The 26,360-nt window shown below is 67.8% G+C and carries 31 protein-coding genes; all 31 read left to right on the top strand.

From position 1 onward, the window contains the following. Positions 1–328: 328 nt before the first annotated feature. The 31 genes from ABZU69_RS14460 (at position 329) to ABZU69_RS14310 (ending at position 26,307) form a co-directional block, all read left to right on the top strand. A complete protein-coding gene (locus ABZU69_RS14460) occupies positions 329–3,760 on the top strand; it encodes a DNA-directed RNA polymerase subunit beta (protein WP_354964800.1) in 3,432 nt (1,143 codons plus the stop codon). Between the two features lie 80 nt (positions 3,761–3,840). Further along, positions 3,841–7,731 carry a DNA-directed RNA polymerase subunit beta' gene (locus ABZU69_RS14455; RefSeq protein WP_354964799.1) on the top strand — a complete coding sequence of 1,297 codons (3,891 nt, stop codon included), beginning with the start codon at positions 3,841–3,843 and terminating at the stop codon, positions 7,729–7,731. Between the two features lie 94 nt (positions 7,732–7,825). Beyond that, complete coding sequence (locus ABZU69_RS14450; protein WP_354964798.1) at positions 7,826–8,194, top strand: hypothetical protein; 369 nt, start codon at positions 7,826–7,828, stop codon at positions 8,192–8,194. 551 nt (positions 8,195–8,745) lie between these two features. Beyond that, on the top strand, positions 8,746–9,126 hold the full coding sequence (locus tag ABZU69_RS14445; RefSeq protein WP_354964885.1) for a hypothetical protein: 381 nt from the start codon (positions 8,746–8,748) through the stop codon (positions 9,124–9,126). A gap of 523 nt (positions 9,127–9,649) precedes the next feature. Then, positions 9,650–10,024 carry a 30S ribosomal protein S12 gene (rpsL, locus tag ABZU69_RS14440; protein ID WP_014440718.1) on the top strand — a complete coding sequence of 125 codons (375 nt, stop codon included), beginning with the start codon at positions 9,650–9,652 and terminating at the stop codon, positions 10,022–10,024. Position 10,025: 1 nt separating this feature from the next. After that, positions 10,026–10,496, top strand: a complete 471-nt coding sequence (rpsG, locus tag ABZU69_RS14435) for a 30S ribosomal protein S7 (RefSeq protein WP_007465317.1) — start codon at positions 10,026–10,028, stop codon at positions 10,494–10,496. 74 nt (positions 10,497–10,570) lie between these two features. Continuing rightward, a complete protein-coding gene (gene fusA, locus ABZU69_RS14430; RefSeq protein ID WP_354964797.1) occupies positions 10,571–12,667 on the top strand; it encodes an elongation factor G in 2,097 nt (698 codons plus the stop codon). Between the two features lie 213 nt (positions 12,668–12,880). Next, positions 12,881–14,074 (top strand): elongation factor Tu, encoded by a 1,194-nt coding sequence (tuf, locus tag ABZU69_RS14425; RefSeq protein WP_354964796.1) that lies wholly within the window; start codon positions 12,881–12,883, stop codon positions 14,072–14,074. 351 nt (positions 14,075–14,425) lie between these two features. Beyond that, positions 14,426–14,734 (top strand): 30S ribosomal protein S10, encoded by a 309-nt coding sequence (gene rpsJ, locus ABZU69_RS14420; protein ID WP_007073037.1) that lies wholly within the window; start codon positions 14,426–14,428, stop codon positions 14,732–14,734. Between the two features lie 11 nt (positions 14,735–14,745). Continuing rightward, on the top strand, positions 14,746–15,411 hold the full coding sequence (gene rplC / locus ABZU69_RS14415) for a 50S ribosomal protein L3 (protein WP_354964795.1): 666 nt from the start codon (positions 14,746–14,748) through the stop codon (positions 15,409–15,411). Further along, positions 15,408–16,058 carry a 50S ribosomal protein L4 gene (gene rplD / locus ABZU69_RS14410; protein WP_354964794.1) on the top strand — a complete coding sequence of 217 codons (651 nt, stop codon included), beginning with the start codon at positions 15,408–15,410 and terminating at the stop codon, positions 16,056–16,058. The genes rplC and rplD overlap by 4 nt, the downstream gene beginning before the upstream one ends. After that, entirely contained in the window at positions 16,055–16,357 is a 303-nt protein-coding gene (gene rplW / locus ABZU69_RS14405; RefSeq protein ID WP_007465304.1) for a 50S ribosomal protein L23, read from the top strand. The genes rplD and rplW overlap by 4 nt, the downstream gene beginning before the upstream one ends. A 12-nt stretch (positions 16,358–16,369) precedes the next feature. Beyond that, positions 16,370–17,209 carry a 50S ribosomal protein L2 gene (gene rplB / locus ABZU69_RS14400; protein WP_088950237.1) on the top strand — a complete coding sequence of 280 codons (840 nt, stop codon included), beginning with the start codon at positions 16,370–16,372 and terminating at the stop codon, positions 17,207–17,209. A gap of 12 nt (positions 17,210–17,221) precedes the next feature. Then, positions 17,222–17,503 (top strand): 30S ribosomal protein S19, encoded by a 282-nt coding sequence (gene rpsS / locus ABZU69_RS14395; RefSeq protein WP_007465299.1) that lies wholly within the window; start codon positions 17,222–17,224, stop codon positions 17,501–17,503. Between the two features lie 41 nt (positions 17,504–17,544). Next, positions 17,545–18,003 (top strand): 50S ribosomal protein L22, encoded by a 459-nt coding sequence (gene rplV, locus ABZU69_RS14390; RefSeq protein WP_007465297.1) that lies wholly within the window; start codon positions 17,545–17,547, stop codon positions 18,001–18,003. Then, on the top strand, positions 18,003–18,872 hold the full coding sequence (gene rpsC, locus ABZU69_RS14385) for a 30S ribosomal protein S3 (protein ID WP_007465294.1): 870 nt from the start codon (positions 18,003–18,005) through the stop codon (positions 18,870–18,872). Before rplV ends, rpsC begins: the two co-directional genes overlap by 1 nt. Before the next feature lie 3 nt (positions 18,873–18,875). Next, positions 18,876–19,301, top strand: coding sequence for a 50S ribosomal protein L16 (gene rplP / locus ABZU69_RS14380; protein ID WP_007465292.1), 426 nt, complete (start codon positions 18,876–18,878; stop codon positions 19,299–19,301). Beyond that, positions 19,301–19,537: a 50S ribosomal protein L29 gene (gene rpmC, locus ABZU69_RS14375; RefSeq protein ID WP_007465283.1), complete on the top strand. Its 237-nt coding sequence runs from the start codon at positions 19,301–19,303 to the stop codon at positions 19,535–19,537. The genes rplP and rpmC overlap by 1 nt, the downstream gene beginning before the upstream one ends. Beyond that, entirely contained in the window at positions 19,534–19,812 is a 279-nt protein-coding gene (gene rpsQ / locus ABZU69_RS14370; protein WP_089018945.1) for a 30S ribosomal protein S17, read from the top strand. Before rpmC ends, rpsQ begins: the two co-directional genes overlap by 4 nt. A 98-nt stretch (positions 19,813–19,910) precedes the next feature. Continuing rightward, a complete protein-coding gene (rplN, locus tag ABZU69_RS14365; RefSeq protein ID WP_015619002.1) occupies positions 19,911–20,279 on the top strand; it encodes a 50S ribosomal protein L14 in 369 nt (122 codons plus the stop codon). After that, the gene (gene rplX, locus ABZU69_RS14360) at positions 20,276–20,596 is read left to right on the top strand and encodes a 50S ribosomal protein L24 (protein ID WP_007465276.1); all 321 of its coding nucleotides are present in this window, start codon (positions 20,276–20,278) and stop codon (positions 20,594–20,596) included. Before rplN ends, rplX begins: the two co-directional genes overlap by 4 nt. Beyond that, complete coding sequence (rplE, locus tag ABZU69_RS14355) at positions 20,596–21,162, top strand: 50S ribosomal protein L5 (protein ID WP_074314595.1); 567 nt, start codon at positions 20,596–20,598, stop codon at positions 21,160–21,162. The genes rplX and rplE overlap by 1 nt, the downstream gene beginning before the upstream one ends. Position 21,163: 1 nt before the next feature. Further along, complete coding sequence (locus ABZU69_RS14350) at positions 21,164–21,349, top strand: type Z 30S ribosomal protein S14 (protein ID WP_074314593.1); 186 nt, start codon at positions 21,164–21,166, stop codon at positions 21,347–21,349. A gap of 116 nt (positions 21,350–21,465) precedes the next feature. Further along, positions 21,466–21,873 carry a 30S ribosomal protein S8 gene (gene rpsH / locus ABZU69_RS14345; protein WP_007465270.1) on the top strand — a complete coding sequence of 136 codons (408 nt, stop codon included), beginning with the start codon at positions 21,466–21,468 and terminating at the stop codon, positions 21,871–21,873. A 16-nt stretch (positions 21,874–21,889) separates the two neighbouring features. After that, complete coding sequence (rplF, locus tag ABZU69_RS14340; RefSeq protein ID WP_074314591.1) at positions 21,890–22,432, top strand: 50S ribosomal protein L6; 543 nt, start codon at positions 21,890–21,892, stop codon at positions 22,430–22,432. Further along, a complete protein-coding gene (gene rplR / locus ABZU69_RS14335) occupies positions 22,429–22,818 on the top strand; it encodes a 50S ribosomal protein L18 (RefSeq protein ID WP_354964793.1) in 390 nt (129 codons plus the stop codon). The genes rplF and rplR overlap by 4 nt, the downstream gene beginning before the upstream one ends. Before the next feature lie 33 nt (positions 22,819–22,851). Continuing rightward, on the top strand, positions 22,852–23,466 hold the full coding sequence (gene rpsE, locus ABZU69_RS14330; RefSeq protein ID WP_354964792.1) for a 30S ribosomal protein S5: 615 nt from the start codon (positions 22,852–22,854) through the stop codon (positions 23,464–23,466). Continuing rightward, positions 23,466–23,648 (top strand): 50S ribosomal protein L30, encoded by a 183-nt coding sequence (rpmD, locus tag ABZU69_RS14325; protein WP_030329904.1) that lies wholly within the window; start codon positions 23,466–23,468, stop codon positions 23,646–23,648. The genes rpsE and rpmD overlap by 1 nt, the downstream gene beginning before the upstream one ends. After that, positions 23,648–24,091, top strand: coding sequence for a 50S ribosomal protein L15 (rplO, locus tag ABZU69_RS14320; protein ID WP_030329906.1), 444 nt, complete (start codon positions 23,648–23,650; stop codon positions 24,089–24,091). The genes rpmD and rplO overlap by 1 nt, the downstream gene beginning before the upstream one ends. 233 nt (positions 24,092–24,324) lie before the next feature. Beyond that, positions 24,325–25,653: a preprotein translocase subunit SecY gene (secY, locus tag ABZU69_RS14315; protein WP_354964791.1), complete on the top strand. Its 1,329-nt coding sequence runs from the start codon at positions 24,325–24,327 to the stop codon at positions 25,651–25,653. Beyond that, entirely contained in the window at positions 25,654–26,307 is a 654-nt protein-coding gene (locus ABZU69_RS14310; protein WP_007465256.1) for an adenylate kinase, read from the top strand. Positions 26,308–26,360 lie beyond the last annotated feature (53 nt).

Below are 26,360 nucleotides of genomic sequence, written 5' to 3'. Positions count from 1 at the left end.
GACACCAGCAAGACACCGCGCTTGCGACGGCCACGACGTGGGTAATGAAAGCGGCGGCACCATCGGCCGCAGCAACCCGAGCGGCCCAGCGGGAACGTTGCGTTCCGAGCGGCCCGGCAGACCCCGGTTCACGGGGGCCGAGGCACGTTCCGCAACGACCTGCGGGGTGGGCTGGACAGCGGTTAGCCTCTCGGCTACACTGCTAGTTTGCGCTGCCTTCCGACTTGACCCCTGCTCGGAAATGTCCGTTTACGGATATTTCTGGTGGGGTCATTGGAGTGCACGCGTACCAGCCGTTCTGCAGCACCGGTCCTCGGAAGGACGCATCTTGGCAGCTTCCCGCCCTGCGAAGACCAGTCGTACGTCGAGCGCATTCGCTCCCCGCCGAGTTTCATTCGGCAGGATCACCGAACACCTCGAGGTCCCCAACCTCCTCGCCATCCAGAACGAGTCCTTCGACTGGCTCGTCGGCAACGAGGGTTGGCAGGGCCGGTCGGCGGACGACCCGCACGCACGCTCGGGTCTCGCGGAGATCCTCGAAGAGATCAGTCCCATTGAGGACTTCTCCGGCACCATGTCACTCTCCTTCTCGGCACCGCGCTTCGACGAGGTCAAGGCCTCGATCGAGGAGTGCAAGGAAAAGGACCTGACCTACTGCGCTCCGCTCTTCGTGACCGCGGAGTTCACCAACAACACCACTGGCGAGATCAAGAGCCAGACGGTGTTCATGGGTGACTTCCCGATGATGACGCCCAAGGGCACCTTCGTCATCAACGGCACCGAGCGCGTCGTGGTCAGCCAGCTCGTCCGGTCCCCGGGCGTGTACTTCGACAAGCAGCCGGACAAGACCTCCGACCGCGACCTCTCCAGCGTCAAGGTCATCCCGAGTCGGGGTGCCTGGCTGGAGTTCGACATCGACAAGCGCGACACGGTCGGCGTACGCATCGACCGCAAGCGTCGGCAGGCCGTCACGGTCCTGCTCAAGGCCATCGGATGGTCGGCCGAGCGGATCCGTGAGCGGTTCGGCTGGTCCGAGCTGATGATGACCACGCTCGAGAAGGACCACATCGCCGGCCAGGACGAGGCCCTGCTCGACATCTACCGCAAGCTGCGCCCTGGCGAGCCGCCGACGCGCGAGAACGCCCAGACCCTGCTCGACAACCTCTTCTTCAACCCGAAGAGGTACGACGTCGCCAAGGTCGGGCGCTACAAGTTCAACAAGAAGCTCGAAGTCGACGTGCCGATCACCACTGGCACGCTGACCGAGGACGACATCGTCGCCACCGTGGAGTACCTCTGCCGGCTGCACGCCGGTGAGGAGGGCTACGAGGCCGACGACATCGACCACTTCGGCAACCGGCGCCTGCGCACCGTGGGTGAGCTGATCCAGAACCAGGTTCGGGTCGGCCTCTCCCGGATGGAGCGGGTCGTCCGCGAGCGGATGACCACGCAGGACGTCGAGGCGATCACCCCGCAGACCCTGATCAACATCCGCCCGGTGGTGGCGGCGATCAAGGAGTTCTTCGGGACGTCGCAGCTGTCCCAGTTCATGGACCAGACCAACCCGCTGGCGGGCCTGACCCACCGGCGCCGGCTGAGCGCGCTCGGCCCGGGTGGTCTGTCCCGGGAGCGGGCCGGCTTCGAGGTCCGCGACGTGCACCCGTCCCACTACGGCCGGATGTGCCCGATCGAGACGCCGGAAGGCCCGAACATCGGCCTGATCGGCGCGCTGTCCACCTTCGCCCGGGTCAACCCGTTCGGCTTCATCGAGACGCCGTACCGGAAGGTCGTCGAGGGTCGGGTCACCGACCAGATCGACTACCTGACCGCGGACGAGGAGGACCGGTTCGTCAAGGCCCAGGCCAACGCGCCGCTGAAGGCTGACGGCACGTTCGCCGAGGACCGGGTCCTGTGTCGTCGTAAGGGTGGCGAGACCGAGGACGTCGTCCCCGCCGCCGTCGACTACATGGACGTGTCGCCGCGGCAGATGGTCTCGGTCGCGACCGCCATGATCCCGTTCCTCGAGCACGACGACGCCAACCGGGCACTGATGGGCGCGAACATGCAGCGCCAGGCGGTGCCGCTGGTCAAGGCCGAGGCGCCGCTGGTGGGTACGGGCATGGAGTACCGGGCGGCGGTCGACGCTGGCGACGTGGTTGTCGCCGAGGTCGGCGGTGTGATCGAGGATCTCTGCGCCGACTACGTCACCATCCACCAGGACGACGGCCACCGCCGGACGTACCTGCTGCACAAGTTCCGCCGCTCCAACGCCGGCTCCTGCGTCAACCAGAAGCCGGTCGTCTTCGAGGGCGACCGCGTCGAGGCCGGTCAGGTCATCGCCGACGGTCCCTGCACCGACGAGGGCGAGATGGCGCTCGGGCGCAACCTGCTCGTGGCGTTCATGTGCTGGGAGGGTCACAACTACGAGGACGCGATCATCCTGTCGCAGCGCCTCGTGCAGCAGGACGTGCTCACCTCGATCCACATCGAGGAGCACGAGGTCGACGCCCGGGACACCAAGCTCGGCCCGGAGGAGATCACCCGCGACATCCCGAACGTCAGCGAGGAAATGCTCGCCGACCTCGACGAGCGCGGCATCATCCGGATCGGTGCCGAGGTCGTCCCCGGCGACATCCTGGTCGGCAAGGTCACGCCGAAGGGCGAGACCGAGCTGACCCCGGAGGAGCGGCTGCTCCGCGCGATCTTCGGTGAGAAGGCGCGCGAGGTTCGGGACACCTCGCTGAAGGTGCCGCACGGCGAGACCGGCACGGTCATCGGTGTGCGTACCTTCTCCCGCGAGGACGGCGACGAGCTGCCTCCGGGTGTCAACGAGCTGGTCCGGGTCTACGTCGCCCAGAAGCGGAAGATCCAGGACGGCGACAAGCTCGCCGGCCGGCACGGTAACAAGGGCGTCATCTCCAAGATCCTGCCGATCGAGGACATGCCGTTCCTTGAGGACGGCACCCCCGTCGACATCGTGCTCAACCCGCTGGGTGTGCCGAGCCGGATGAACATCGGCCAGGTGCTCGAAACCCACCTCGGCTGGGTCGCCAAGACCGGCTGGAAGGTCGAGGGCGACGACGCGTCCTGGAAGAAGCAGCTGCGCTCGATCGGCGCCGACGAGTCCGAGGGGGACACCAACGTGGCCACCCCGGTCTTCGACGGTGCCCGCGAGGAGGAGATCGCCGGTCTGCTCTCGTCGACCCTGCCCAACCGGGACGGCAACCAGCTGGTCGGCGCCAGCGGCAAGGCGCAGCTGTTCGACGGCCGCTCCGGCGAGCCGCTGCCGGACCCGATCGCGGTCGGCTACATCTACATCCTGAAGCTCAACCACCTGGTCGACGACAAGATCCACGCACGGTCGACCGGCCCGTACTCGATGATCACGCAGCAGCCGCTGGGTGGTAAGGCGCAGTTCGGTGGTCAGCGCTTCGGTGAGATGGAGTGCTGGGCGATGCAGGCGTACGGCGCCGCGTACGCCCTGCAGGAGCTGCTCACGATCAAGTCCGACGACGTGCTCGGCCGGGTGAAGGTCTACGAGGCCATCGTCAAGGGCGAGAACATCCCGGAGCCGGGCATCCCGGAGTCCTTCAAGGTGCTGCTCAAGGAGCTGCAGTCGCTGTGCCTCAACGTTGAGGTGCTGTCCAGCGACGGCGTGGCGCTGGAGATGCGCGAGACCGACGACGAGGTGTTCCGGGCCGCCGAGGAGCTGGGGATCGACCTGTCCCGGCGCGAGCCGAGCTCGGTCGAAGAGGTCTGAGGTGAGCGGTCGGGGGCCGGCTTGCCGGCCCCCGACCTCGCCCGAGTATTAGCAGTACAGACGACGACATAGGGGACATAGTGCTCGACGTCAACTTCTTCGACGAGCTGCGCATTGGTCTCGCCACCGCCGACGACATCCGTCAGTGGTCGCACGGCGAGGTCAAGAAGCCTGAGACGATCAACTACCGCACCCTGAAGCCGGAGAAGGACGGGCTCTTCTGCGAGAAGATCTTCGGTCCGCAGCGGGACTGGGAGTGCTACTGCGGTAAGTACAAGCGCGTCCGGTTCAAGGGCATCATCTGTGAGCGCTGCGGCGTCGAGGTGACCCGTTCCAAGGTCCGTCGTGAGCGGATGGGGCACATCGAGCTCGCCGCTCCGGTGACCCACATCTGGTACTTCAAGGGCGTGCCGAGCCGGCTGGGCTACCTGCTGGACCTCGCCCCCAAGGACCTCGAGAAGATCATCTACTTCGCCTCGTACGTCGTGACGAGCGTGGACGCGGAGTCGCGTCATCGTGACCTCTCGACGATCGAGAACGAGATCCTGGCCGAGAAGCGGCAGTCCGAGAACAGCCGCGACTCGGAGATCGAGAAGCGGGCCGCCAAGCTCGAGGCCGACCTGGCCGAGCTGGAGGCCGAGGGTGCCAAGGCGGACGTCCGGCGCAAGGTCAAGGAGGGCGGAGAGCGCGAGATGCGCCAGATCCGCGACCGGGCCCAGCGCGAGATCGACCGCCTGGACGAGGTGCTGGACACCTTCCGCAAGCTGGAGCCGAAGCAGCTGGTCACCGACGAGCTGCTCTACCGCGAGCTGCGCGACCGGTTCGGTGAGTACTTCACCGGTTCCATGGGCGCCGAGGCGATCAAGGCGCTGGTCCAGAACATGGACCTCGACGCCGAGGCCGACAGCCTGCGGGAGACCATCCGGTCCGGCAAGGGCCAGCGGAAGATCCGGGCGCTCAAGCGGCTCAAGGTCGTGGCGGCGTTCCTGAACACCCGCAACTCGCCGCTCGGCATGGTGCTGGACTGCGTCCCGGTCATCCCGCCGGACCTGCGCCCGATGGTCCAGCTCGACGGTGGCCGTTTCGCCACCTCGGACCTGAACGACCTGTACCGCCGCGTGATCAACCGGAACAACCGCCTCAAGCGGCTGATCGACCTCGGCGCGCCCGAGATCATCGTCAACAACGAGAAGCGGATGCTCCAGGAGGCCGTCGACGCGCTGTTCGACAACGGCCGCCGTGGCCGGCCGGTCACCGGTCCGGGTAACCGCCCGCTCAAGTCGCTGTCCGACATGCTCAAGGGCAAGCAGGGCCGGTTCCGGCAGAACCTGCTGGGCAAGCGCGTCGACTACTCCGGCCGTTCGGTCATCGTGGTCGGCCCGAAGCTCAAGCTGCACCAGTGCGGCCTGCCCAAGCAGATGGCGCTGGAGCTGTTCAAGCCGTTCGTGATGAAGCGGCTGGTCGACCTCAACCACGCGCAGAACATCAAGTCCGCCAAGCGGATGGTCGAGCGGCAGCGCCCGGTCGTCTGGGACGTGCTGGAAGAGGTCATCGGCGAGCACCCGGTGCTGCTCAACCGGGCACCGACCCTGCACCGCCTGGGCATCCAGGCCTTCGAGCCGCAGCTGGTCGAGGGCAAGGCGATCCAGATCCACCCGCTGGTCTGCACCGCGTTCAACGCCGACTTCGACGGTGACCAGATGGCGGTGCACGTGCCGCTGTCCGCCGAGGCCCAGGCCGAGGCGCGGATCCTGATGCTGTCGTCGAACAACATCCTCAAGCCGGCCGACGGCAAGCCGGTCACCATGCCCACCCAGGACATGGTCATCGGTCTCTACCACCTCACCCACCTCACCCCCGGTGAGAAGGGCGACGGCCGGGCATTCAGCTCGGACGCCGAGGCGCGGATGGCGTTCGACAACGGCGAGCTGCACCTGCAGGCGCCGGTGCGGATCCGGCTGCGTGACGTGATCGGGGTCGACAACGGCGCCGGCGCCGAGCCGTGGACCGCCCCGGAGGGGTGGGTCGAGGGTGAGCCGCTGACCGTGGAGACCACCCTCGGTCGGGTGCTGTTCAACGAGACGTTGCCGCAGGGCTACCGCTTCGTGAACTACGAGATCCGCAAGGGTCAGCTCTCCGCGATCGTCAACGATCTGGCCGAGCGCTTCCCCAAGGTGGCGCTGGCCGCCACCCTGGACGGGCTCAAGGAGGCCGGTTTCCACTGGGCCACCTGGTCCGGCGTGACGATCGGCATGGAGGACGTCATCGCTCCGCCGCGCAAGGCGGAGATCCTGGCGAAGTACGAGAAGGAAGCCGACCGGATCGACAAGCAGTACCAGCGTGGTCTGATGACCGCCGAGGAGCGTCGCGGCGAGCTCATCGAGATCTGGACCAAGGCGACCAACGAGGTCGCCAAGGAGATGGACACCGCGCTTCCGCAGGAGAACCCACTGTGGAAGATGATCAACTCGGGTGCCCGCGGTAACCTGCTCCAGCTCAGGCAGATCGCGGCGATCCGTGGTCTGGTGGCCAACCCGAAGGGCGAGATCATCCCGCGGCCGATCAAGGCCAGCTACCGGGAGGGTCTGTCCGTGCTGGAGTACTTCATCTCCACGCACGGTGCCCGTAAGGGTCTCGCCGACACCGCGCTGCGTACCGCCGACTCGGGTTACCTGACCCGTCGTCTGGTGGACGTCTCGCAGGACGTGATCATCCGCGAGGAGGACTGCGGCACCGACCGGGCGATCCCGATGCAGATCGGCGAGCGCCTGGAGGACGGCAGGCTGGTCGTGCACGAGCACGCCGAGACCAGCGTGCACGCCCGTACGCTGGCCGACGACATCAAGGGGCCGGACGGCACCGTCGTCGCCGAGCGGGGTCAGGACATCAACTCCATCGGGGTCGACAAGATCGTCGCCGCCGGCGTGGAGACAGTCCGGGTGCGCAGCGTGCTCACCTGCGAGTCGAAGCTGGGTGTCTGCGGTGCCTGCTACGGGCGCTCGCTGCCGACCGGCAAGACCGTGGACGTCGGCGAGGCGGTCGGCATCATCGCCGCCCAGTCGATCGGTGAGCCGGGTACGCAGCTGACGATGCGTACCTTCCACACCGGTGGTGTCGCGGGTGAGGACATCACCCAGGGTCTGCCGCGTGTCCAGGAAATCTTCGAGGCCCGGGTCCCGAAGGGTAAGGCGCCCATCGCCGACACCCCCGGCCGGATCCGGATCGAGGACGGCGAGCGCTCGCGGAAGATCATCGTGGTGCCGGACGACGGCAGCGAGGAGATCGTCTACGACAAGATCTCCAAGCGGGTTCGGCTGCGGACCCACGACGGCGGTCACGTCGCGGTCGGCGAGAAGCTCACCGAGGGCACCATCGACCCGCACGAGCTTCTGCGGATCATGGGTCCGCGGGCGGTCCAGGTCCACCTGACCAGTGAGGTCCAGGAGGTCTACCGCTCGCAGGGCGTGCTCATCCACGACAAGCACATCGAGATCATCATCCGTCAGATGCTCAAGCGGGTGACGGTCATCGACTCCGGCTCGACCGAGTTCCTGCCGGGTGTGCTGGTCGACCGGGCGCTGTTCGAGTCGGAGAACCGCCGACTCGTCTCGGAGGGCGGCGAGCCCGCCGCCGGTCGTCCGGTGCTGATGGGTATCACCAAGGCCTCGCTGGCCACCGACTCCTGGCTCTCGGCGGCCTCCTTCCAGGAGACCACCCGGGTACTGACCGACGCTGCGATCAACTCGCGCAGCGACTCGCTGGTCGGCCTCAAGGAGAACGTGATCATCGGCAAGCTCATCCCGGCGGGTACCGGCATCAGCAAGTACCGCAACGTCCGGGTGGAGCCGACCGAGGAGGCCAAGGCCAAGGTCTACTCGATGACCGGGTACCCGGAGACCGACTACGGCTTCGGGCCGGCCAGCGGGCAGGCTGTGCCGCTGGACGACTTTGACTTCGGGTCGTACCGCTAAGCACCAACCGCACGACGAGGCCCCCGGCATTCGCCGGGGGCCTCGTCGCGTCCGGAGCTGCCCACCCACGGGCCGGGTTCGGCATGATGGAGGCATGACGACCGCACCCGAGCAGGTGTCCGTCGCGCAGCAGGGCCTGCGCCACCCGCTCGATCCCGACCCGGTCCGCTCCACCAAGGCGCGGGCGGTCTTCGCGCTGGGGCTGCTCGGCATGCTGACCGGCCTGTTCATCGGCGGGGTGGTGCCCGCGACGGTGGCACTCCACCTGGCGCGGCAGGCGCGCCGGGATGCGTACGCCTCGGGGGGCTATCTGACCGGTGGCGTCTGGCTGCGGCGGGGGGAGCGGCTGGCCTGGGCCGGTCTGGCGCTGGCCGCGGTCAGCGTGGTGGCCGCGGTGGTGATCGGTGTGGTCCGGTTGGCCGGCGCGCCGTTCGGCCACGACTATCCCGCGAACATGGACTGAGCCGCCCGCGGCCGCGCCCGTCGGGGCGGCGGCGCCCCGGCGGTAGCCTGACGGGTGTCCGCCGCGCGGCGGTGGCGGCCCTGTGACAGGAGGACCTCGTGACGGAACCGGCGCGGCCCCCGGCGGACGATCCGGCCGGGCACCCTGGCGCGTCGGCCCCCGGCCCGGGCGGGTCCGAGCCGAGCGGCTGGGCGCGACCCGACCCGAGCGGGCAGCCGGGATCGCCCGCAGCCGCACCCGGCCCGGATACGCCGCCCGATTGGGGCAACCCACCCCCGACCGTGCCCGGTTGGGGTGCGCCGGCCCATCCCGCCTCGGCCGCCGGTTGGGGGGCGCCGCCGCCCGGTTGGGGTGCGACCCCGCCTGGTTCCGGTCACCCGTACCCGGCACCGCACGGTTGGGGGCAGCCGTCGTCCGGCCCGGCGGGCGGGCACGGTGCGCCGGCGGGATGGGGGCAGCCAATGCCGGGTCACGGCCCCGGCTGGGTCCCGACGCCGGGTCGGCCGGTGCCACCGCCGCCCACCGACGACCAGCGCCGACCGCCGAAGCGGGTGGAGTCGGTGTCGGGCACACCGTTCGGTGTCGTCTACCTGGATGTGCCCCCGGTCACCTCGGGGCTGGCCGTCGGGGCGCTGCTGGCCGGGATCGCGTCGATCCTGGTCTCGCTGCTGGTGATCTGTTTCGGGGTGCTCGGCGCGAACGCCGGCGGGGTCTGGGCGTCCGGGGCGTTCACCGTGCTCGGCGTGCTGGCCGGGGTGGCGGCGACCGGCGCCGGCCTGCTCGGTCAGCGGCAGATCCGCCGGCCGGCCCAACCGCCGGCGGTCCGCTTCACCGGCCGGGGCCTGGCGGTCGCGGGGATCAGCTGCGGGGCGGCGGGGGCACTGCTGAGCCTGCTGGGTCTGGGTCTGGCGCTGGCGATCTCCCTGGCGTGAGGCCGGTCACCCTCCGATCGGGCGCCCGGCCTGGTCGACGCGGGGTCGCGCGTCGGGTCGTCGGTGCCCGCCTCGGGGGCGACGGGCGGTTCCTCCGGAGAAGCCGGTACACTTGTGTCTGTAGGTGCCCATCGCGGGCGACGGGGCAGGACGAGATCCGGCCGGCGGGTGTGAGACGTTCGCCGGGCCATTCCGTTTTGACCTGGGCGGCTGTGGTAGGTACTCTTTCCCCTTGTGCCCGGGCGTGCCCGGGCAACTCGTGCGTGCGCTGGACCCGGAGTCCGGACGGCGGCACGACAAGCCAAAGATCCGGGGCGGGGCGACTCGCGTGCCGGTGACAGAACCCGGTACGTCCGCGCAAGCGTCCGCACCGGGACCGTGAGTTGGGCGACACGCCCGACCGCGGGTGCCGGGACCTCCGCAAGGTGGCCCTGGCCGGAATGTAGGAGAGCCGGTCATCAGGCCGGCTAACGAGCAGACGGCGCGGCCGCAACACTGCGGCCGAAGGGAGCGGAGAAACCCGGTGCCCACGATCCAGCAGCTGGTCCGAAAGGGCCGCCAGGCAAAGACGAGCAAGACCAAGACCCCGGCGCTGAAGGGTTCCCCTCAGCGGCGCGGCGTGTGCACCCGCGTGTACACCACCACCCCGAAGAAGCCGAACTCAGCGCTGCGCAAGGTCGCTCGTGTGAAGCTCAGCAGCCAGATCGAGGTGACCGCCTACATCCCGGGCGTCGGTCACAACCTGCAGGAGCACTCGATCGTGCTCGTTCGCGGCGGCCGGGTGAAGGACCTCCCCGGCGTGCGTTACAAGATCGTCCGCGGCTCGCTGGACACCCAGGGTGTCCGCAACCGCAAGCAGGCGCGCAGCCGTTACGGCGCGAAGAAGGAGAAGAGCTGACATGCCGCGTAAGGGACCCGCTCCGCGGCGGCCGCTGGTCGCTGACCCGGTGTACAACTCGCCGCTGGTCACCCAGCTGGTGAACAAGATCCTGCTCCGTGGCAAGCGTCAGCTCGCCGAGTCCATCGTGTACGCGGCCCTCGAGGGCTGCCGCGAGAAGTCCGGCACCGACCCGGTCGTCACCCTCAAGCGGGCGATGGACAACGTCAAGCCGACCCTCGAGGTGCGTAGCCGTCGTGTCGGTGGCGCCACCTACCAGGTTCCGGTCGAGGTTCGCCCCACGCGGGCGACCACGCTGGGCCTGCGCTGGCTGGTCACGTACTCCCGCGCTCGGCGTGAGAAGACCATGGTCGAGCGGCTGATGAACGAGCTGCTGGACGCGAGCAACGGTCTCGGTGCCGCCGTCAAGCGGCGCGAGGACACGCACAAGATGGCCGAGTCCAACAAGGCCTTCGCGCACTACCGCTGGTAACACCCTGGTTCCGGCGCCCTCGGGCGCCGGAACCGCCACCAGTTGAGTCGAGACGACGATAAGTAGGGATTGAAGTGGCCGCCGCAGACGCGCTCGCCAACGTACGCAACATCGGCATCATGGCGCACATCGATGCCGGTAAGACCACGACCACCGAGCGGATCCTGTTCTACACCGGCATCACGTACAAGATCGGTGAGGTCCACGAGGGCGCTGCCGTCATGGACTGGATGGAGCAGGAGCAGGAGCGTGGTATCACCATCACCTCCGCTGCTACCAAGTGTGAGTGGAAGGGCCACACGATCCAGATCATCGACACGCCTGGCCACGTCGACTTCACGGTCGAGGTCGAGCGGTCGCTGCGCGTGCTGGATGGTGCGGTCGCGGTCTACGACGGTGTCGCCGGCGTGGAGCCGCAGACGGAGAACGTCTGGCGGCAGGCCGACAAGTACAACGTCCCGCGGATGTGCTTCGTCAACAAGCTCGACCGGACCGGCGCCGACTTCTTCCGCTGCGTGCAGATGATGATCGACCGGCTCAACGCCACCCCGCTGGTGCTCCAGATCCCGATCGGGCTCGAGGGCGACCACATCGGCGTCGTCGACCTGATCGGCATGCGCGCGCTCACCTGGCGTGGGGAGACCCAGAAGGGTGACGACTACGCGGTCGAGGAGATCCCGGCCGAGCTGGCCGACTCCGCGGCCGAGTGGCGCGAGAAGCTGATGGAGACCCTGGCCGACGTCGACGACACGGTGATGGAGAAGTACCTGGAAGGCGAAGAGGTCTCCGTCGAGGAGATCAAGGCCGCCATCCGGCGCGCCACCATCGGCGGCAAGGCCAACCCGGTGCTCTGCGGCTCGGCGTTCAAGAACAAGGGCGTCCAGCCGATGCTCGACGCCGTGGTCGACTTCCTGCCGTCGCCGCTGGACGTTCCGGCGATCGAGGGTACGGCCACCGACGGCGAGACCCCGCTGATTCGGAAGCCGTCCAAGTCGGAGCCGTTCTCCGGGCTGGCCTTCAAGATCCAGACAGACAAGCACCTGGGCAAGCTCACCTACGTCCGGGTCTACTCCGGCCTGCTCGAATCCGGCTCCCAGGTGGTCAACTCCACCAAGGACCGCAAGGAGCGGATCGGCAAGATCTACCAGATGCACGCCAACAAGCGGGAAGAGCGTCCGTCGGCGCAGGCCGGCGACATCATCGCGGTGCAGGGCCTCAAGCAGACCACCACCGGCGACACGCTCTCCGACCCGGCGAACCCGGTGATCCTGGAGTCGATGACCTTCCCGGAGCCGGTCATCTCGGTGGCGATCGAGCCGAAGACCAAGTCCGACCAGGAGAAGCTGGGCACGGCCATCCAGCGGCTGGCCGAGGAGGACCCGACCTTCCGCGTCCGGCTGGACGAGGAGACCGGTCAGACGGTCATCTCCGGCATGGGCGAGCTGCACCTGGACATCCTGGTCGACCGGATGCGGCGTGAGTTCAACGTCGAGGCCAATGTCGGCAAGCCGCAGGTGGCGTACCGCGAGACCATCCGCCGCAAGGTGGACAAGGTCGAGTACACCCACAAGAAGCAGACCGGTGGTTCCGGCCAGTACGCGCGGGTCATCGTGAGCATCGAGCCGCTGCCGCTGGACAACGACTCGCCGACCTACGAGTTCGCGAACGCCGTTAGCGGTGGCCGCATCCCCCGGGAGTTCATCCCGTCGGTGGACGCGGGCGCGCAGGACGCCATGCAGTACGGCATCCTTGCCGGCTTCCCGCTGGTCGGTGTGAAGCTGACCCTGCTGGACGGCCAGTACCACGAGGTCGACTCGTCGGAAATGGCATTCAAGATCGCAGGCTCGATGGTGATGAAGGACGCGGCCCGCAAGGCCGACCCGGCGTTGCTCGAGCCGATGATGGCCGTTGAGGTCACCACTCCTGAGGAGAACATGGGTGACGTCATCGGCGACCTCAACTCCCGCCGCGGCCTGATCCAGGCGATGGAGGAGCGCAGTGGCGCCCGCATCGTGAGGGCTCTGGTGCCGTTGTCGGAGATGTTCGGCTACGTCGGCGACCTGCGGTCGAAGACCCAGGGCCGGGCTAGCTACAGCATGCAGTTCGACTCCTACGCGGAGGTTCCGCAGAACGTCGCGAAGGAGATCATCGCCAAGGCAACGGGCGAGTAACGTCCCCGAGCAGCTGATTCGTGGTCGGTCGCGGGAGCGTTCACCCGCCCGCGGCCACCACGATCGGGTTGCGTGAGACCGGGCCTGTAGGCTTCATCGCCGCAGAACCCACAAAAGCTCTCCGGCCATCAGGCCGGAAAGGCTGTCGACAGAGTCCTAAGCGCCGACCGGCGCGCCGGGCGTACGAACCAAGAAGTCCACAGGAGGACACCAGTGGCGAAGGCGAAGTTCGAGCGGACTAAGCCGCACGTCAACATCGGCACCATTGGTCACATCGACCACGGTAAGACGACGCTGACGGCGGCCATCACCAAGGTCCTGCACGACCAGTACCCCGACCTGAACCCTTACACGCCGTTCGACGAGATCGACAAGGCGCCGGAGGAGAAGGCCCGCGGCATCACGATCTCGATCGCGCACGTCGAGTACCAGACCGAGGCGCGGCACTACGCGCACGTCGACTGCCCCGGCCACGCGGACTACATCAAGAACATGATCACCGGTGCCGCGCAGATGGACGGCGCGATCCTGGTGGTCGCGGCGACCGACGGCCCGATGCCGCAGACCCGCGAGCACGTGCTGCTGGCCCGTCAGGTTGGCGTTCCGTACATCGTCGTGGCGCTCAACAAGAGCGACATGGTCGACGACGAGGAGCTCCTGGAGCTCGTCGAGCTCGAGGTGCGCGAGCTGCTCTCCTCGCAGGAGTACCCGGGTGACGACCTGCCGGTCGTCCGTGTCTCGGCGCTGAAGGCCCTCGAGGGTGACCCCGAGTGGACCGGCAAGCTGCTGGACCTGATGACCGCGGTCGACACCTCGATCCCCCAGCCGGAGCGCGATGTCGACAAGCCGTTCCTGATGCCCGTCGAGGATGTGTTCACGATCACCGGTCGTGGCACCGTCGTCACCGGGCGGGTGGAGCGCGGCGTGCTGCTGCCGAACGAGGACGTTGAGCTCGTCGGCATCAGGGAGAAGAGCTTCAAGACCAAGGTCACCGCGATCGAGATGTTCCGGAAGACCCTGGACGACGCCCGCGCAGGTGAGAACGTCGGCCTGCTGCTGCGTGGCACCAAGCGCGACGAGGTCGAGCGCGGCATGGTCGTCGTGAAGCCGGGCTCGAACACCCCGCACACGGAGTTCGAGGCGACGGTCTACATCCTCTCCAAGGAGGAGGGCGGCCGGCACACCCCGTTCTTCCAGAACTACCGTCCGCAGTTCTACTTCCGCACCACGGACGTCACCGGTGTCGTCACTCTCCCCGAGGGCACCGAGATGGTCATGCCGGGTGACAACACCACCATGTCGGTGAAGCTGATCCAGCCCATCGCCATGGAGGAGAACCTCAAGTTCGCGATCCGCGAGGGTGGCCGCACCGTCGGCGCCGGGTTCGTCACCAAGATCATGAAGTGAACTAGGTAACCCCGATTAGACCCGCCGCCGGTCGTGCGGCATACTAGTCAGGTTGCGTAACGACAGTTCGTCGCCTGTGTTCGGCTCTCGCTGAACCTCCGGGTGACGGGACAGTCGAGCGTAGGGTGGTTGGCGGCCTCGCCGCCAACCACCCTCGCACGGCGTTCAGGTCGCGGTAATTGCGATCGGCGCCTTGACCCACCGCGCGGTCAGCACCGCTCTGGAGTCCCAGGGCGGAGCCCGGCCCGAGGGCGCGACACGCCCGACCGCGGGGGTCGGCGAAGTGGGCCTGTGCCAGCCGGCACAGGCGCCCGCAACACAGCGGCATCGAGAGAAGGAACAGAAGCCACCATGGCGGGACAGAAGATCCGCATCCGGCTCAAGGCCTATGACCACGAGGTCGTCGACTCCTCGGCTCGGAAGATCGTCGAGACGGTGACGCGCACCGGGGCGCAGGTCGCGGGCCCGGTGCCGCTGCCCACGGAGATCAACCGTTTCTGCGTTATCCGCTCGCCGCACAAGTACAAGGACTCGCGCGAGCACTTCGAGATGCGCACGCACAAGCGGCTGATCGACATCATCGACCCGACCCCGAAGACGGTCGACTCGCTCATGCGCCTCGACCTGCCGGCTGGCGTCGACATCGAGATCAAGCTGTAGGGACCGGACAAATGGACAGGCAAGTCAAGGGGATCCTGGGCGCCAAGCTCGGCATGACCCAGGTCTGGGAGAACAACCGTGTTGTTCCCGTGACCGTGGTCGAGGCCGGCCCGTGCGTCATCAGCCAGGTTCGTAGCGCCGAGAAGGACGGTTACTCCGCGGTCCAGCTGGCGTACGGCATCATCGACCCGCGCAAGGTCAAGAAGCCGATCAGCGGCCACTACGCCAAGGCGGACGTGGCGCCGCGCCGGCACATCGTCGAGCTGCGCACCGCGGACGCTGGGGAATACTCGCTCGGCCAGGAAGTCACGGTCGAGGAGTTCCCGGCCGGCGTCACCATCGACGTCACCGGCAAGACCAAGGGCAAGGGCTACGCCGGCCCGATGAAGCGGCACGGCTTCCACGGCCTGGGTGCCGGTCACGGTGTCGAGCGGAAGCACCGCTCGCCCGGCTCCATCGGCGCCTGCGCCACTCCGGGTCGTGTCTTCAAGGGCACCCGGATGGCCGGCCGGATGGGTGGCGTTCGCTACACCGTGCAGAACCTCACCGTCCAGGCGGTCGACACCGAGAACAACCTGCTGCTCGTCCGGGGTGCCATCCCTGGTCCCAAGGGCGCGCTGGTTCTGGTCCGTACCGCGGCCAAGAGCAAGGTGAAGAAGGGCGGTGCGGCCAAGTGACCACCGTTGACGTGCGCACCGTCGAAGGCAGCACCAGCGGCTCCGTCGAGCTGCCGGCTGACATCTTCGACGTGCAGGCCAACGTCGCGCTGATGCACCAGGTCGTGGTGGCCCAGCTCGCGGCGGCCCGACAGGGCACGCACAAGACCAAGACCCGCGGCGAGGTCGCCGGTGGCGGCAAGAAGCCGTACAAGCAGAAGGGCACCGGTCGCGCCCGGCAGGGCTCGATCCGCGCGCCGCAGTTCGCCGGCGGTGGCGTGGTGCACGGTCCCGTGCCGCGCGACTACAGCCAGCGGACCCCGAAGAAGATGAAGGCCGCCGCGCTGCGGGGTGCCCTCTCCGACCGGGCCCGCGCCGGGCAGGTGCATGTCGTCGAGGCGTTCGTCTCGGGCGAGAGGCCGTCGACCAAGGCGGCCCTTGCCACGCTGACCAAGCTCACCGAGGCCCGTCGGGTCCTGGTCGTGCTGAGCAGCATCGACGAACTGAACTGGGTGTCGCTGCGCAACGAGCCGCGGGTGCACCTGATCGAGTCCGGCCAGCTCAACACGTATGACGTGCTGGTGGCCGACGACGTGGTCTTCACCAAGGACGCCCTGGACGAGTTCCTGGGCGTGCCCGCCGAGACCACCGAGGAGGGTGGCAAGTGAGCACGATCGCCGACCCGCGCGACATCATCGTGGCGCCGGTCGTCTCGGAGAAGAGCTACAGCGAGCTGAACCGGAACTGGTACACCTTCCTGGTGCACCCGGACGCGAACAAGACCGAGATCAAGATCGCTATCCAGCAGATCTTCAACGTCCGCGTCCTGACGGTCAACACGCTCAACCGCCAGGGTAAGCGCAAGCGCACCAAGACCGGCTTCGGTCAGCGCAAGGCGACCAAGCGGGCGATCGTGAAGCTGGCTGACGGTGACCGCATCGAGGCCTTCGGCGGCCCGGTCAGCTGAGGGGTGTAGACAATGGCTATCCGTAAGTACAAGCCGACGACGCCGGGCCGACGTGGTTCCAGTGTCGCCGACTTCGCCGAGATCACCCGGTCCACGCCGGAGAAGTCGCTGCTGGCTCCGCTGCCGAAGAAGGGCGGGCGTAACGCCCACGGCCGGATCACCACGCGGCACCACGGTGGCGGTCACAAGCGCCAGTACCGTCTGATCGACTTCAAGCGGGTCGACAAGGACGGCGTGCCGGCGAAGGTCGCTCACATCGAGTACGACCCGAACCGCACCGCGCGCATCGCGCTGCTGCACTACGCCGACGGCGAGAAGCGGTACATCATCGCGCCGAAGGACATGAAGCAGGGCGACCGCGTCGAGTCCGGCCCGGGCGCCGACATCAAGCCGGGTAACAACCTGCCGCTGCGCAACATCCCGGTCGGTACCACCATCCACAACGTGGAGCTGCGTCCGGGTGGCGGGGCCAAGCTGGCCCGTTCCGCCGGCGTGGGCATCCAGCTGCTCGGCCGTGAGGGCGCGTACGCGACCCTGCGTATGCCGTCCGGCGAGATCCGGCGGGTGGACGTGCGTTGCCGCGCCAGCGTCGGCGAGATCGGCAACGCCGATCAGTCGAACATCAACTGGGGCAAGGCCGGCCGGATGCGGTGGAAGGGCAAGCGCCCGACCGTCCGTGGTGTCGCCATGAACCCGGTCGACCACCCGCACGGTGGTGGTGAGGGTAAGACCTCCGGTGGTCGCCACCCGGTCAACCCGCAGGGTAAGCCCGAGGGCCGCACCCGCCGTAAGGGCCAGCCGAGTGACCGGCTGATCGTCCGCCGTCGCTACGCCACGCGTAAGCGCGGCTGAGGGAGATAAGACATGCCTCGCAGCCTGAAGAAGGGCCCGTTCGTAGACGACCACCTGCTCAAGAAGGTGGAAGTTCAGAACGACAAGGGCTCCAAGAACGTGATCAAGACCTGGTCGCGGCGCTCGACGATCATCCCGGAGATGCTCGGGCACACGATCGCGGTGCACGACGGACGCAAGCACGTCCCGGTGTTCGTGACCGAGGCGATGGTCGGGCACAAGCTCGGCGAGTTCGCGCTGACCCGCACGTTCAAGGGTCACGAGAAGGACGACCGGAAGAGCCGTCGGCGCTGACGCCGCGGGCATACGGATAGAGGGAACAAGGGGTTACAGCGATGCCAGGAAAGGGCGACGCTCCGGTGCTTCCGGGCGCGCGGGCGGTTGCGCGGCACGTGCGCATCTCGCCGATGAAGGCGCGCCGGGTGGTCAACCTCGTCCGCGGCCTGCCCGCGAAGGAGGCTCTCACGGTGCTGCAGTTCGCGCCGCAGGCTGCGAGCGAGCAGGTGTACAAGGTGCTCGCTAGCGCGATCGCCAACGCGGAGAACAACGAGCGGCTGGACCCCGACGCGCTGCTCGTGAGCGAGGCGTTCGTGGACGAGGGCCCGACGATGAAGCGGTTCCAGCCGCGGGCGCAGGGCCGGGCGTACCGGATCCGCAAGCGCACCTGCCACATCACCGTGGCGGTCGAAGCGGTCGCGCCGGCAGCGCCGAGGAAGGCCGCGGCGAAGAAGGCCGCCCCGGCCACGGAGGCCGCACCGGCCGAAGCGCAGAGCAAGACGGAGGACGCCGAGTAATGGGTCAGAAGGTTCACCCCACTGGGTTCCGGCTCGGCATCTCGACCGACTGGAAGTCCCGCTGGTTCGCGGACAAGCTCTACAAGGACTACATCGGCGAGGATGTCAAGATCCGCCGGATGATGTCCAAGGGCCTCGAGCGCGCCGGCATCTCCAAGGTCGACATCGAGCGCACCCGCGACCGGGTCCGGGTCGACATCCACACCGCCCGGCCGGGCATCGTCATCGGCCGTAAGGGTGCGGAGGCCGACCGGATCCGCGGCGAGCTCGAGAAGCTCACCGGCAAGCAGGTGCAGCTGAACATCATCGAGGTGAAGAACCCCGAGTCGGACGCTCAGCTCGTCGCGCAGGGCGTGGCCGAGCAGCTGTCCAGCCGGGTCAGCTTCCGTCGGGCGATGCGCAAGGCCATGCAGTCGGCGATGAAGAACCCGGTCTGCAAGGGCATCCGTGTTCAGGTCTCGGGTCGCCTCGGCGGCGCCGAGATGAGCCGGACCGAGTTCTACCGTGAGGGCCGGGTTCCGCTGCACACGCTGCGGGCCAACATCGAGTACGGCTTCTTCGAGGCCCGTACCACGTTCGGTCGGATCGGTGTGAAGGTCTGGATCTACAAGGGCGACGCCGTCCCGGGCCGGGAGGCTCCGGCCGAGGCCGGTCCGTCCCGCCCGCGTCGTGGTGAGCGCGGCGACCGTCCCGAGCGTCCGCGCCGTGGCCGGTCGGGTTCGTCCGGCACGACGGCTGGTGGCACCGAGGCTGGCCGTGCTGCTGCGACCACCATCGCGCAGCAGGCCGAGACGCCGAGCGGCGAGCCGGTGGACAGCGCAGCTGTCGCCGCCGCGGCTGCTCCGGCAGAAACGCAGCAGGAGGGCTGACAGATGCTGATGCCGCGCAAGCCCCCGAAGGGCTTCCGCAAGCCGCACCACCCGGACCGCAGTGGCGCGTCCAAGGGTGGTAACCGGGTGGTGTTCGGCGAGTTCGGGATCCAGGCTCTCGAGCCGGCGTACGTGACCAACCGCCAGATCGAGTCGGCGCGTATCGCGATGACCCGTCACATCAAGCGTGGTGGCAAGGTCTGGATCACGATCTTCCCGGACCAGGCCCTCACCAAGAAGCCTGCCGAGACCCGGATGGGTTCCGGTAAGGGCTCGCCCGAGTGGTGGGTCGCCAACGTCAAGCCGGGGCGGGTTCTCTTCGAGATGTCCTTCCCCAACGAGCAGATCGCGCGAGAGGCCATGCGTCGCGCGATCCACAAGCTCCCGATGAAGTGCCGCATTGTTACGCGCGAAGTGGGTGAATCCTGATGGCAGCGGGCGTTAAGGCGACCGAGCTGCGTGAGCTCTCCGAAGAGGAGCTGGTCACGAAGCTGCGGGAGGCCAAGGCGGAGCTGTTCAACCTCCGCGTGCAGGCCGCAACCGGGCAGCTGGACAACAACCGGCGGCTGCAGGTCATCCGTCGGGAGATCGCCCGGATCTACACGATCATGCGTGAGCGTGAGCTGGGGCTCTCGGCCGCGCCGACTGAGGTGACTGCATCATGACCGACGAGAACACGACCGCCACCGTGCGGGCTCGCCGCAAGGTCCGTGAGGGCCTCGTGGTGAGCGACAAGATGGACAAGACCGTCGTGGTCGAGGTCGAGGACCGGGTTCGGCACGCGCTGTACGGCAAGATCATGCGCCGGACGAGCAAGCTGAAGGTCCACGACGAGCAGAACGCTGCCGGCACCGGCGACCGGGTCCTGATCATGGAGACCCGGCCGCTGAGCGCCACCAAGCGTTGGCGGATCGTGGAGATCCTGGAAAAGGCCAAGTAGCGAAGGCTCGAGCTCGCCCGGCGTTGCGTCGGGCGTTGGTTCCGCCAGGCTCCGGCCGTCCTCGGCGGCCGGAGAACCGGCAGACATAGGAGATAGACGTGATTCAGCAGGAGTCGCGACTGCGCGTCGCCGACAACACGGGTGCTCGGGAGATCCTGTGCATCCGGGTTCTCGGTGGCTCCGGTCGGCGCTACGCGAGCATCGGCGACGTCATCGTGGCCACCGTCAAGGACGCGATCCCGGGTGCCGGTGTGAAGAAGGGCGACGTCGTCAAGGCGGTCATCGTCCGCACGGCCAAGGAGAAGCGGCGGCCGGACGGCTCATACATCCGCTTCGACGAGAACGCCGCCGTCATCATCAAGGACGGCGGGGACCCGCGCGGTACCCGCATCTTCGGCCCGGTGGGCCGGGAGCTGCGGGACAAGCGGTTCATGAAGATTATTTCCCTCGCGCCGGAGGTGTTGTGACCGTGAAGGTCAAGAAGGGCGACACGGTCGTCGTCATCGCCGGCAAGGACAAGGGTGCCAAGGGCAAGGTCATTGCGGCCTACCCGCGGCAGGACAAGGTCCTGGTCGAGGGCGTGAACCGGGTCAAGAAGCACACCCGCATCAGCACCACCCAGCGTGGCGCCAAGACCGGCGGCATCGTCACCCAGGAGGCCCCGATCCACGTCTCGAACGTGCAGGTCCTGGACTCCGACGGCAAGCCGACGCGCGTCGGTTACCGGATCGACGACAACGGCCAGAAGGTCCGCATCGCGCGTAGCACCGGTAAGGACCTGTGATGACCACGGCTACCGAAAAGACCATGCCGCGCCTCAAGGAGCGGTACCGCAACGAGATCGTGGCCCAGCTGCGTGAGCAGCACAGCTACGGCAACCCCATGCAGGTGCCGCGGCTGGTCAAGATCGTCGTCAACATGGGTGTCGGCGAGGCTGCTCGCGACGCCAAGCTGATCGACGGCGCGGTCCGCGACCTCGCCACGATCACCGGCCAGAAGCCGCAGGTGCGGCGGGCGACCAAGTCCATCGCGCAGTTCAAGCTCCGCGAGGGCATGCCGATCGGCGCGAAGGTGACCCTTCGCGGTGACCGGATGTGGGAGTTCCTGGACCGGCTGCTGTCCATCGCGCTGCCGCGTATCCGCGACTTCCGCGGTCTGGACGGGCGCAAGCTCGACGGGCACGGCAACTACACGTTCGGTCTGACCGAGCAGTCGGTGTTCCACGAGATCGACCAGGACCGGATCGATCGCCAGCGGGGCATGGACATCACGGTGGTCACCACCGCCACGACCGACGACGAGGGCCGGGCGCTGCTCAAGCTCCTGGGCTTCCCGTTCAAGGAGAACTGAGATGGCCAAGAAGGCGCTGATCATCAAGGCGGCCGCGAAGCCGAAGTTCTCGGTTCGCGCGTACACCCGGTGCCAGCGGTGCGGGCGCCCGAAGGCGGTCTACCGCAAGTTCGGGCTCTGCCGGGTGTGCCTCCGGGAGATGGCCCACCGCGGTGAGCTGCCGGGTGTGTCCAAGGCTTCCTGGTAAGGGCGACCGCGTCCCGGCTGTCGGCCGGGAACTCCTGCACCGATTAGGTATTGCTCTTCGCCGTAGGCCCGGGGCCGATGCCCCGGGAACCCCGGCGAGAAAGGCTGACGAAATCCATGACGATGACCGACCCGATCGCAGACATGCTCACGCGTCTGCGTAACGCCAACCAGGCGTACCACGATCAGGTGAAGATGCCCTACTCCAAGATCAAGGCGAACATCGCCGAGGTCCTGAAGGCCGAGGGTTACATCGCCACCTGGTCGGTCGAGGAGCCCGAGGAGGGTGCCGTCGGCAAGCGACTGGTCGTCGAGCTGAAGTACGGCCAGAACCGCGAGCGGAGCCTGGCCGGCATCAAGCGCGTGTCCAAGCCCGGTCTCCGGGTGTACGCCAAGTCGGACGGGCTCCCCCGGGTGCTCGGTGGGCTGGGCGTGGCGATCATTTCGACGTCCCAGGGGCTGCTCACCGACCGGCAGGCCCGCAAGCGGAGTGTTGGCGGGGAAGTCCTCGCCTTCGTCTGGTAACGGGAGACAGGTAGAAATGTCGCGAATTGGACGTAAGTCGATCCCGGTACCAGCCGGCGTCGACATCACGATCGACGGGCAGACCGTCAAGGTCAAGGGCCCGAAGGGCCAGCTCCAGCACACCCTCGCCGAGCCGATCACGATCGAGCGGGCCGAGGACGGGCAGCTGAGCGTCAACCGCCCCAACGACGAGCGCAAGGCCAAGGAACTGCACGGCCTGAGCCGTACGCTGGTAGCCAACATGATCGTCGGCGTGACCGAGGGCTACCGCAAGAGCCTGGAGATCGCCGGCACCGGTTACCGGGTCACCGCCAAGGGCACGGACCTCGAGTTCGCGCTCGGGTTCTCGCACCCGGTGCTGGTTCCCGCACCGGCGGGCATCACCTTCACGGTGGAGCGGCCGACCCTGTTCCACGTGGCCGGCATCGACAAGCAGCAGGTCGGTGAGGTCGCCGCCAACATCCGGAAGATCCGCCCGCCGGAGCCCTACAAGGGCAAGGGTGTCAAGTACCAGGGCGAGGTCATCCGCCGCAAGGCCGGAAAGGCAGGTAAGAAGTGAGCGCCACGCTGCTCAAGCGCCGCCGCGGTGTCGCCGCCAAGCGCGCCGTTGGGCGTGCGCGTCGGCACTTCCGCGTCCGCAAGAACGTCAGCGGTACGGCCGAGCGTCCGCGCCTGGTCGTCACCCGTTCGCTGCGGCACATGGTCGCCCAGATCGTCGACGACACCAAGGGTCACACCCTGGTGTCGGCGTCGAGCCTGGACGCCTCGCTGCGCGGTGCCGAGGGCGACAAGAGCGCCCTCGCCGGCAAGGTGGGCGCGCTGCTCGCCGAGCGGGCCAAGGCCGCCGGCGTCTCCAAGGTCGTCTTCGACCGCGGTGGCAACCGGTACGCGGGGCGAGTCGCCGCGCTTGCCGACGCTGCCCGCGAAGCCGGGCTCGAGTTCTAACAACCCCGTCACGAGAGATAAGGAAGGCTGCTGATGCCAGGTCAACAGCGCCGTGGCGGCGGGTCCGGTGGCAACGAGGGTGGTCGCCGCGACAACCGCCGTGAGGGCGGCCGCGGAAACGCGCCCGTCGAGAAGACCCCGCACCTCGAGCGGGTCGTCGCGATCAACCGCGTCGCCAAGGTCGTGAAGGGTGGTCGTCGCTTCAGCTTCACCGCCCTGGTGATCGTTGGTGACGGCGACGGCACGGTCGGCGTGGGCTACGGAAAGGCCAAGGAGGTGCCCGCGGCGATCGCCAAGGGTGTCGAGGAGGCCAAGAAGCACTTCTTCAAGGTCCCGCGGATCGGCAAGTCGATCCCGCACCCGGTGACGGGTGAGGACGCCGCTGGTGTGGTGCTGCTCAAGCCGGCCTCGGCCGGTACGGGTGTCATCGCCGGTGGTCCGGTGCGCGCCGTGCTGGAGTGCGCCGGTATCCACGACGTGCTCTCGAAGAGCCTCGGCTCGTCGAACCCGATCAACATCGTGCACGCCACCGTGGCGGCCCTGAAGGGGCTTGAGTCCCCCGAGCAGGTCGCGGCACGTCGTGGCCTGCCGGTGGAGGACGTCGCGCCGGCCGCCATGCTGGCGTCGCGTGCGGGGGTGGCGCACTGATGGCACGTCTGAAGGTCACCCAGCTCCGATCCGGCATCGGGACCAAGCAGAACCAGCGTGACTCGCTGCGTTCGCTCGGCCTCAAGCGGATCAACGACGTGGTGGTCAAGGAGGACCGGCCCGAGATCCGCGGCATGATCTTCACTGTGAACCACCTCGTGAAGGTCGAGGAGGTCGAGTAATGACGATCAAGGTGCACCACCTGCGCCCGGCGCCCGGTTCCAAGACCGCGAAGACCCGTGTGGGTCGCGGTGAGGGTTCCAAGGGCAAGACCGCTGGTCGCGGTACCAAGGGCTCCAAGGCCCGCAAGAACATCTCGGCGGCGTTCGAGGGTGGGCAGATGCCCATCCACATGCGCCTGCCGAAGATGAAGGGCTTCAAGAACAAGTTCAAGGTGGTCTTCCAGGTGGTCAACCTGGACCGGCTCGCCGAGCTGTTCCCGAACGGCGGCCAGGTCGGCCCGCTGGAGCTGGTCGAGTCCGGCGCGGTCCGCAAGGGTCACCCGGTCAAGGTCCTCGGCACCGGCGACCTCGGCGGAGTGGCGCTCCAGGTGTCGGCGCACGCGTTCAGTGCGTCGGCCAAGGAGAAGATCGCCGCCGCCGGTGGCTCCGTCACCGAGCTGTAAGGCGTACGACCCATGGCGCCCGTCCAGTTGTGACCAACTGGCGGGCGCCATGGTCTGCCTGGGGCGTATGCGCCCGGTAATATCGGAATCGGTTTATGTAGCCGGGCACATCTGCCCGGACCGGGATGGGGCTGTTAGAGTCCCATCCCAGCCATGGATTCCGGGCGCTCGCCCGGGATCCACCCCGACCCGCCAGGGATCACCGGCGGCCCGCCTCGCGCAGGAGGAAGAAGTTGCTGTCCGCCTTTCTCAGTGCGTTCCGTACGCCTGACCTGCGCAAGAAGCTGCTGTTCACAGTAGGCATCATCGCGGTCTACCGGCTGGGTGCAACGCTGCCCAGCCCGGGCGTCTCGTACGGCAACGTGCAGAAGTGCCTCGACACCATCCAGGGTGACACCACCGGGGTGGTGAACCTTCTCAACCTCTTCTCCGGCGGAGCGCTGCTACAGCTCTCGGTCTTCGCGCTGGGCATCATGCCCTACATCACCGCGTCGATCATCCTGCAGCTGCTGACCGTCGTGATTCCGCGTCTGGAGCAGCTCCGCAAGGAGGGCCAGGCCGGCCAGGCGAAGATCACCCAGTACACGCGGTACCTGACCCTGGGTCTCGGTGTGCTGCAGGCCTCGGCCTTCGTGGCGCTGGCCCGCTCGGGCCAGCTCTTCCAGAACCGCTGCGACCAGTTCCCGATCATCCCCACCGGCACCGGCATCCCGGACTGGCTGACCCTGGCCATCCTGGTGATGACCATGACCGCCGGCACCGGCATGGTCATGTGGCTCGGTGAGCTGATCACCGACCGGGGCGTCGGCAACGGCATGTCCGTCCTGATCTTCACCTCGATCGCCGCGCGGCTGCCCAGCGAGGGCTGGCAGATCAAGACCAGCAAGGGCTGGGACATGTTCGCCCTGGTCATCGCGCTGGTCCTGGTGGTCATCACCGCGGTCACCTTCATCGAGCAGGCGCAGCGCCGCATCCCGGTGCAGTACGCCAAGCGGATGATCGGCCGGCGGATGTACGGCGGCACCTCGACCTACATCCCGCTCAAGGTCAACCAGGCCGGTGTCATCCCGGTCATCTTCGGCTCGTCGCTGCTCTACCTGCCGCAGCTGGCCCTGCAGTTCTTCGACCAGACCGACCCGGGCAAGACCCAGGCCTGGATCCAGAACAACCTGGTCAACCCGAGCAGCCCGATCTACATCGCGGTCTACTTCCTGCTGATCATCTTCTTCACGTACTTCTACGTCTCGATCACGTTCAACCCGACCGAGGTCGCGGACAACATGAAGAAGTACGGCGGGTTCGTGCCGGGCATCCGCCCGGGCAAGCCGACGGCCGACTACCTGGACTTCATCCTCAGCCGGATCACCCTGCCGGGCGCGCTCTACCTCGGCGTGATCTCGATCCTGCCGAACTTCTTCTTCATCTGGCTGGACAACCAGCAGTACCAGAACTTCCCGTTCGGCGGCACCGCTGTGCTCATCATGGTCGGCGTCGGTCTGGAGACCGTGAAGCAGATCGAGAGCCAACTCATGCAGCGGAACTACGAAGGGTTCCTGCGGTAGATGAGACTCGTTCTGGTTGGCCCGCCGGGCGCGGGCAAGGGCACGCAGGCCGAGTTCGTGGCCGCGCACCTGTCGGTGCCCAAGATCTCGACCGGGGACATCTTCCGGTCGAACGTCACCCAGGGCACGCCGCTCGGTGTCGAGGCGAAGCGTTACATGGACGCTGGCGAGCTGGTTCCGGACGAGGTCACCATCAACATGGTCCGGGACCGGCTGGCGGAGCCCGACGCCAGCGAGGGGTTCCTGCTCGACGGCTTCCCGCGGACCACTCCGCAGGCCGCCGCGCTGGACAAGCTCCTCGCCGACCTGGGCACCGCACTGGACCTGGTCCTGGAGCTGGTGGTCGACGACGACGAGGTGATCCGGCGGCTCTCCGGCCGGCGGACCTGCCGGGGCTGCGGCAAGATCTGGCACGTCGAGTTCGACGCCACCACCCGGCCCGGCATCTGTGACCGGTGCGGCGCCGAGCTGTTCCAGCGCGACGACGACAAGCCGGAGACCATCGCCACGCGGCTGCGGGAATACAGCGAGAAGACCGCTCCACTGGTCGACTACTACGGCGCCCAGGGCAAGCTCGTCGGGATCGACGCCACCGGCCCGGTGGAGGACGTCACCACCCGGGCCATAGACGCGCTGCGGTCGTACGGCGGCTGAGGTCCGGCCGGGCCACGGCGGATAGAGTGCGATCAGCGGGGTACGTGCGACGT

It is taken from the genome of Micromonospora sp. NPDC005206 (assembly GCF_040608175.1).
Taxonomy (GTDB): Bacteria; Actinomycetota; Actinomycetes; order Mycobacteriales; family Micromonosporaceae; genus Micromonospora.
Note: the sequence above shows the minus strand (reverse complement) of the source record. Positions and strands in the feature narration are given on the sequence as shown.

Coding starts and splice junctions, on each gene's coding strand:
- rplE (WP_074314595.1), top strand. CDS start 20,596: ATGACCACGGCTACCGAAAAGACCATGCCGCGCCTCAAGGAGCGGTAC.
- rplC (WP_354964795.1), top strand. CDS start 14,746: ATGGACAGGCAAGTCAAGGGGATCCTGGGCGCCAAGCTCGGCATGACC.
- rpmD (WP_030329904.1), top strand. CDS start 23,466: ATGGCACGTCTGAAGGTCACCCAGCTCCGATCCGGCATCGGGACCAAG.
- ABZU69_RS14450 (WP_354964798.1), top strand. CDS start 7,826: ATGACGACCGCACCCGAGCAGGTGTCCGTCGCGCAGCAGGGCCTGCGC.
- rpsG (WP_007465317.1), top strand. CDS start 10,026: ATGCCGCGTAAGGGACCCGCTCCGCGGCGGCCGCTGGTCGCTGACCCG.
- ABZU69_RS14310 (WP_007465256.1), top strand. CDS start 25,654: ATGAGACTCGTTCTGGTTGGCCCGCCGGGCGCGGGCAAGGGCACGCAG.
- rplF (WP_074314591.1), top strand. CDS start 21,890: ATGTCGCGAATTGGACGTAAGTCGATCCCGGTACCAGCCGGCGTCGAC.
- rplB (WP_088950237.1), top strand. CDS start 16,370: ATGGCTATCCGTAAGTACAAGCCGACGACGCCGGGCCGACGTGGTTCC.
- rpmC (WP_007465283.1), top strand. CDS start 19,301: ATGGCAGCGGGCGTTAAGGCGACCGAGCTGCGTGAGCTCTCCGAAGAG.
- rpsC (WP_007465294.1), top strand. CDS start 18,003: ATGGGTCAGAAGGTTCACCCCACTGGGTTCCGGCTCGGCATCTCGACC.
- rpsE (WP_354964792.1), top strand. CDS start 22,852: ATGCCAGGTCAACAGCGCCGTGGCGGCGGGTCCGGTGGCAACGAGGGT.
- rplV (WP_007465297.1), top strand. CDS start 17,545: ATGCCAGGAAAGGGCGACGCTCCGGTGCTTCCGGGCGCGCGGGCGGTT.
- rpsH (WP_007465270.1), top strand. CDS start 21,466: ATGACGATGACCGACCCGATCGCAGACATGCTCACGCGTCTGCGTAAC.
- rpsS (WP_007465299.1), top strand. CDS start 17,222: ATGCCTCGCAGCCTGAAGAAGGGCCCGTTCGTAGACGACCACCTGCTC.
- rplO (WP_030329906.1), top strand. CDS start 23,648: ATGACGATCAAGGTGCACCACCTGCGCCCGGCGCCCGGTTCCAAGACC.
- rpsQ (WP_089018945.1), top strand. CDS start 19,534: ATGACCGACGAGAACACGACCGCCACCGTGCGGGCTCGCCGCAAGGTC.
- rplP (WP_007465292.1), top strand. CDS start 18,876: ATGCTGATGCCGCGCAAGCCCCCGAAGGGCTTCCGCAAGCCGCACCAC.
- rpsJ (WP_007073037.1), top strand. CDS start 14,426: ATGGCGGGACAGAAGATCCGCATCCGGCTCAAGGCCTATGACCACGAG.
- ABZU69_RS14350 (WP_074314593.1), top strand. CDS start 21,164: ATGGCCAAGAAGGCGCTGATCATCAAGGCGGCCGCGAAGCCGAAGTTC.